General features: G+C 47.7%; 5 protein-coding genes, 6 tRNA genes and 2 rRNA genes. All 13 read left to right on the top strand.

Annotated elements, in window-relative coordinates:
• A 23S ribosomal RNA gene (locus AC3WU2_RS20740) occupies window positions 1-127 on the top strand; the annotation flags it as partial.
• Between the two features lie 62 nt (window positions 128-189).
• Window positions 190-306, top strand: a 5S ribosomal RNA gene (gene rrf, locus AC3WU2_RS20735).
• Between the two features lie 62 nt (window positions 307-368).
• Window positions 369-443, top strand: a tRNA-Glu gene (locus AC3WU2_RS20730).
• 10 nt (window positions 444-453) lie between these two features.
• Window positions 454-530: transfer RNA gene (locus tag AC3WU2_RS20725), tRNA-Met, on the top strand.
• A gap of 23 nt (window positions 531-553) precedes the next feature.
• Window positions 554-630, top strand: a tRNA-Asp gene (locus AC3WU2_RS20720).
• A 25-nt stretch (window positions 631-655) separates the two neighbouring features.
• Window positions 656-730: transfer RNA gene (locus tag AC3WU2_RS20715), tRNA-Gly, on the top strand.
• A 14-nt stretch (window positions 731-744) separates the two neighbouring features.
• Window positions 745-821, top strand: a tRNA-Arg gene (locus AC3WU2_RS20710).
• Window positions 822-831: 10 nt separating this feature from the next.
• Window positions 832-908: transfer RNA gene (locus AC3WU2_RS20705), tRNA-Pro, on the top strand.
• Window positions 909-1331: 423 nt separating this feature from the next.
• Window positions 1332-2390, top strand: a complete 1059-nt coding sequence (locus AC3WU2_RS20700; protein ID WP_492456950.1) for a D-alanine--D-alanine ligase family protein — start codon at window positions 1332-1334, stop codon at window positions 2388-2390.
• Between the two features lie 3 nt (window positions 2391-2393).
• Window positions 2394-3413: an acyltransferase family protein gene (locus AC3WU2_RS20695; protein WP_492456949.1), complete on the top strand. Its 1020-nt coding sequence runs from the start codon at window positions 2394-2396 to the stop codon at window positions 3411-3413.
• The gene (alr, locus tag AC3WU2_RS20690; RefSeq protein WP_492456948.1) at window positions 3388-4512 is read left to right on the top strand and encodes an alanine racemase; all 1125 of its coding nucleotides are present in this window, start codon (window positions 3388-3390) and stop codon (window positions 4510-4512) included. Before AC3WU2_RS20695 ends, alr begins: the two co-directional genes overlap by 26 nt.
• A 176-nt stretch (window positions 4513-4688) precedes the next feature.
• Window positions 4689-5588 carry a D-alanyl-D-alanine carboxypeptidase family protein gene (locus AC3WU2_RS20685; protein WP_492456947.1) on the top strand — a complete coding sequence of 300 codons (900 nt, stop codon included), beginning with the start codon at window positions 4689-4691 and terminating at the stop codon, window positions 5586-5588.
• Window positions 5585-6274: a response regulator transcription factor gene (locus AC3WU2_RS20680; RefSeq protein WP_492456946.1), complete on the top strand. Its 690-nt coding sequence runs from the start codon at window positions 5585-5587 to the stop codon at window positions 6272-6274. Before AC3WU2_RS20685 ends, AC3WU2_RS20680 begins: the two co-directional genes overlap by 4 nt.
• Window positions 6275-6337: the final 63 nt, after the last annotated feature.

Here is a 6337-nt window from a genome sequence, read left to right as displayed (position 1 = left end):
AGCCCCCCTCAAGATGAGATTTCCCAATTAGTAAGACCCCTTGAAGACGACGAGGTTGATAGGTTGGAGGTGGAAGCGCAGCAATGTGTGGAGCTGACCAATACTAATCGGTCGAGGGCTTATCCTAAACATAAAACGCAAAATTATCTCGCATCTGGTTTTCAGAGATCAAACTCTGAACATAATCCGTTTGGTGTCGATGGCGGAGGGGTTCCACGCGTACCCATCCCGAACACGACCGTTAAGCCCTCTAGCGCCGATGGTACTTGGACCGCAGGGTCCTGGGAGAGTAGGACGATGCCAAGCGGATACCACTTTTGTGGTTTTTTTTTGCCCATCAGATGGTTCACATAACGAAAGTTAGACATGGCCCGTTGGTCAAGGGGTTAAGACACCTCCCTTTCACGGAGGTAACAGGGGTTCGAATCCCCTACGGGTCACCATGAAAATTATCGCGGGGTGGAGCAGTTCGGTAGCTCGTCGGGCTCATAACCCGAAGGTCACAGGTTCAAATCCTGTCCCCGCAACCAAATTATTACCGATTTTATACTGTGGAGCTGTGGTGTAGAGGCCTAACATGCCTGCCTGTCACGCAGGAGACCGCGGGTTCGAATCCCGTCAGCTCCGCCATTTTTATTCTTGATCAACTTCATATGCGGACGTGGCTCAGCGGTAGAGCATCGCCTTGCCAAGGCGAGGGTCGCGGGTTCGATTCCCGTCGTCCGCTCCATTACAATTTTATATGCGCCCTTAGCTCAGCTGGATAGAGCGTTTGACTACGAATCAAAAGGCCAGGAGTTCGAATCTCTTAGGGCGCGCCATTTATTTTTTCGGGATGTAGCTCAGCTTGGTAGAGCACCTGGTTTGGGACCAGGGGGTCGCATGTTCAAATCGTGTCATCCCGACCATTTATTTATAAGATAAAGCTTTAATGACATGAAATGTCGTTAGAGCTTTTTTGTTATCGCAGCTAACGAATTCTAGACACCCTATTGGACCATGAATGGGCCATTTTGCACGTCATTCCCTCCAATAAGGTTATATAGATTCGTTACAACGAAATACCACGGTTTTTGAGGCCAATAAGGTTACTAGTGTTCGTTAGCTTTCGAAGCACCACTTCCTGTGGAGGTCTATCACCTGTTCCTGCCTAAATCATCGCCCAACAACATCCAAGCTTGCAGCTCCGCTCTAACACAGAGAAGGCTGCAAGTTTTTTTCGTTATCCTCAACTATATTTCTTATGAAAAACTTTACCTTTTCTTTCTTTTCTCTTAGTTTCCGTTCTTTATACTATCGATACGAGCAAGAAAAGAATAGGAGAGATGAAAATGGAGCGAGCGAAGGTAGCAGTTTTATTTGGCGGCATGTCCACAGAACATCAGGTGTCATTACAATCTGCAGCGGCAGTGATTGAACATATACCGCATGACAAGTATGAAGTGATATGTATCGGCATTACAGAGGAGGGCAAATGGCTACGTTATATCGGCGGCATCGATCGGATTCGGGATGGCAGCTGGCATCAGCATGCGTCATGCCGTCCGGCAGGCATTCTAACGGACCCGACGCGGCCAGGGATTCTGTTATTGGATGATGACGGGCAGTATGAGTATGTGCAGGTGGACTGCGTGTTCCCGGTCTTGCACGGCAAGAATGGAGAAGATGGAACGGTTCAAGGCTTGCTACAATTATCCGGTATTCCGTACGTCGGATGCGATACGGCTTCTTCCGCTGTCTCGATGGACAAGGCCTTCACGCAAGACCTCGTCAAAAGCGCCGGCATTCAAACGACTGACTACGTGTATGTAACTCAAGCAACCTATGAAGCGACCCGTATCGATCAGTTTGTCCAACAGCACTACGGCTATCCCGTATTCGTGAAACCTTCGAGCTCCGGTTCCTCGGTCGGAATTACGAAGGTGCGTGATGCAGAAGCATTGGATCGGGCGGTTCAATATGCATTTACGTTCGATCGTAAAGTCATTATCGAGAAGGAAGTTCGAGGGATTGAAGTGGGCTGTGCGGTCTATGGCAATGAGGAATTGTCCACGGGTGTAATTGGGGAGATTGAGCCTAGTCGCGATTTCCTGGATTACGACGATAAGTATCTGCTTGGAGAGATCAAGCAGCATGTACCCGCTAGAGTTCAATCGGAAGTGCTCGAAGCGGTGAAGCAGCGTGGTATGGAAGTATACCGCGTCTTAGGCTGCAGAGGACTAGCACGTGTAGATTTCTTCATCACGCCAGCAGGCGAAATTATATTTAATGAGATTAATACAATGCCGGGGTTCACCGCATCTAGTCGTTACCCCGCCATGATCGCAGCTGCAGGCCTATCCTATAGCGAATTGATTGATCGGTTGATTGAGCTGGCAAGGGAGTCGTAGGAAATGACCAAGCAACGAGACCATGCGCTCGATCTCACCAAGCTCATCATGGCCTTTTTGGTAATTTGTATCCATACGGACCCGCTGGAGTCGTATTCCGATACAGGCAATTTTATTCTAACGAGGGTGATCGCGCGGGTGGCGGTTCCCTTTTTCTTTATGACTGCGGGTTATTATTTTTTCGTGAAATCAAGATCAATGTCGCAATTCAAGCAGTATATGAAGAAGCTCGGAGTCACCTATGTGCTCTGGAGTGCCATTTACCTTCCGGTGAACATGTATGTCTGGATGAACGAAGGCTTTACGAAGGAATGGCTTCTGCACTATATCAAACAAGTGATCTTCGTTGGTACCTATTATCATTTATGGTTCCTACCCGCTCTTATGTGCGGCATTGCCATCGTATATTTCTTACAGCAGAGGATGCAGCTTCGATGGATCGCAGCGATTTCAATCTTTCTTTATACGATAGGCTTGTTAGCTGATTCCTATTATGGATTAGCCGTGCAAGCCCCAGTGCTGAATGACATCGTTAACGGGTATCTGGCTGTATTTGAGTATAGTCGAAATGGGCTCTTTTTCGGTCTCCCTTTCGTTGCGCTAGGCGCCTTGATTGCCAAGGAGTTACCACAATGGAAGCTGTCAGATGCACTCTGTGAGTTCGGTCTTCTCTTCTCATTCGGGTGGTTGGTCTTCGAAGCAGCGTTGCTGCAAATCTTAGGATGGCCGCATCATGACAGTATGTACCTCATGCTCGTCCCAGTGGTAAGTTTGGGATTCATTTTCCTGCTGAGGCTCGATATTCGAGAAAAATCATTCTATCGATATGCTTCTGAGATCAGCATGGTATTGTATTTGATCCACCCTGCGGTGATCCTCGCCGTCAGGGTCCTATCTCTTCAGCTTCCGATTTTAAAAGCGAGTAGTCTTTTATATTTTTTCGTCATCTTCATCCTATCATTCGCCTTATCACATCTATGGGTCAGGAGGAAACGTTATGCTGCAAAGACGAGCTTGGGCTGAAATTAATCTAGATCATATCGCTTATAATCTGGATCAAATCCGGTCCATCCTCCCGACGAAGACACAGATCATGGCTGTTGTGAAGGGGGATGCCTATGGGCATGGGGCAAGGCGAACCGCTCAGTTGCTGACGGAATTAGGCGTGACGAGGTTCGCGGTATCCAATCTGGATGAAGCGATCTCCCTAAGGCAGTACGGCATTCGAGGTGAGATCTTGATTCTTGGTGCTACGCCCCAGGAAGGATTCGAACAGCTGGCAGCCTACCAGATTACGCAGACGGTATTTTCATCGGAGTATGCTGAACAGCTGAATCGATACGGGCTGGATCATCAAATTCGGTTTCCGATTCATATTAAAATAGATACAGGTATGTACCGGATTGGATTCGCTTATGACGACATGGATGCGGTGAAGACCCTATTTGCGTATCCAGGGTTACATGTTCAAGGGGTGTTCTCCCATTTCTCTGTTGCGGATCAGTTGAATCCTAAAGATGAGGCCTATACGCGGATGCAAGCGGATCGATTCGATACGTGCTTGTACCAGCTGCGAGAGTATCCCGTAGGGATGACCCATATCCAGAACAGTGCTGGGATCGTAAATTATCCGGATTTCCACTATGACTTGGTTCGTCCGGGAATGCTGCTATTTGGTGTTCCTTCCGGAGAAATGAGCCAAGACCTCCAGTTAAAGCCTGTGATGCAGCTCAAGGCCACCATTGCAATGGTGAAGCACGTTCCTAAGGGAGCTGAAATCGGGTATGGACGGGATTATGTAGCACAACGGGATATGAAGATTGCGACGATACCGATTGGCTATGCGGATGGGTATCCGCGAAGTGTGTCTGGGCAAGGCTCACAAGTCCTTATTCGTGGACAATATGCTGAGCAAATTGGCAAGGTGTGCATGGATCAGCTTATGGTGGATGTCACGGACATAGATGATGTTCTTCTTGGCGACGCGGTCGTTCTCGTGGGAGAGGATCAGGGAAATACGGTAACGCTATCCTCTCTAGCGGAATTAGCTGGAACGATCACCAATGAACTGGTATGCAGTATTTCGGCACGCGTTCCTCGTGTGCATGTTCAGCAGGGGTGACACTGTCACTAGCAGTAAGGAATCATGAACCCACCGATCACAAGGTGGGTTTTTGCATGTGTTAAATGGATCCATCGTTTTGAACAATTCCTTAGAAATTCTTAATCTTTTCTTTCTGTTCTCTTAGAATCCGCTCTTTATACTAGCAGTAATCTGTTAGATAGGAGTGCATGAAAATGATTAAAACTAGACTGATCACAGGAATATCCGTCGTTTCTGCCATTTGTACCGTACTGTTCCTTAAACATATCGTAGAACCTACTATAGAAGCACAAGCCGCATTGCTAATCAATGCGAAGACAGGTGAAGTTCTGTATGAGAAAAATGCGGACATGTCGCTCCCGGCAGCGAGTATGTCGAAGATGATGACGGAATATCTGGTACTTGAACAATTACATCAAGGGAAGATAAGTTGGAACGATGAGGTTCCGATCAGCTCTGATGCGGCGATTACCGACGGGGTAAAAATTGATCTAAGGGTTGGAGATCGCGTGACCGTGCGGGATTTGTATGCCGCCATGTTAATTTCTTCAGCGAATAATGCGGCCGTCGCGTTAGCTGAGCATATTGCAGGGTCTGAGGCTAATTTTGCTGCACGAATGAATGAAAAAGGGCTTGAGCTGGGGCTAGAGGATTCTTATTTCATCAATGCAACGGGATTAACGGAAGGGGATCAAGCTTCCCAGATGACGGCCAAGGATCTTGGGAAGTTGGCCCAGGCATTGCTGCGTGATTACCCGGAGGTGCTCAAGACAACGAGCCTACCCGCGTACACATTAAAATTTAGCAGAGAGAAAGTTCAGAGCACCAATCACATGCTGTTGAAGCCGGAATTAACGGTCGAAGGAATGGATGGGTTGAAAACAGGCTATACGAATAAAGCAGGTTATTGCTTCACAGGGACAGCATCACGCGATGGGCGCCGGCTCATTTCGGTCGTCATGGGAACGAACGATTCGGATACGCGATTCGTAGAGACGCAGAAGTTAATGGCCTTGGGATTCGACTCCGTCTATATCCCAACTATTCGTTCCATACTAGTAAAAGTCAAAGCGATAAAGGAGCAATGGGTGTGAGTACAACCGTATTAATCGTCGATGACGACAAAGAAATTGCAGAGCTCATCGAAGTGTACCTTCGCAACGAAGGCTATACCATTCATAAAGCGCATGACGGCGTAGAGGCCATGAAGAAAATGGAGAGCGTGACGTTTCAGTTCTTAATCCTTGATATTATGATGCCCAAAATGGATGGGATGGAAGTGTGTCGGCAGGTGCGCAAGAAGAGTAATATCCCGATCCTGATGCTCAGCGCGAAGGTGGAGGATATGGATAAAATTCTTGGTCTTATGACCGGTGCGGATGATTATATGATTAAGCCATTCAATCCGCTCGAATTAACAGCGCGTGTGAAGGCGTTGCTGCGGCGAGCCAATTACCAACAATCCGCGCAGATTGAAGGGAGCGCGATTCAGATTCAGTCCCTCGAGATTAACAAGGAGAGTCATACGGTAAGCGTAGAAGGGAAGATTGTGAAGTTAACTTCGCTCGAGTTCGATATTCTGTATTTGCTCGCGAGCAATCCGGGCCGTGTGTTTAGTTCCGAAGAAATTTTTGAACGCGTGTGGGATGAATTAGGCGTAGGTTCGAACAAAACGGTGATGGTACATATCAGCAACCTTCGCGATAAGCTCGAAGCGGCTGCGCCTGGCGAGACATTCATCCAGACCGTATGGGGAGTAGGTTATAAAATTGAGAAGTAGTCCAATGGCCGTCCTACGGAATATGTCCATCTATAGAATACTGTTTTATGTAGTCAGTTCGTT

It is taken from the genome of Paenibacillus sp. EB106-05-06-XG162, assembly GCF_058791655.1.
Note: the sequence above shows the minus strand (reverse complement) of the source record. Positions and strands in the feature narration are given on the sequence as shown.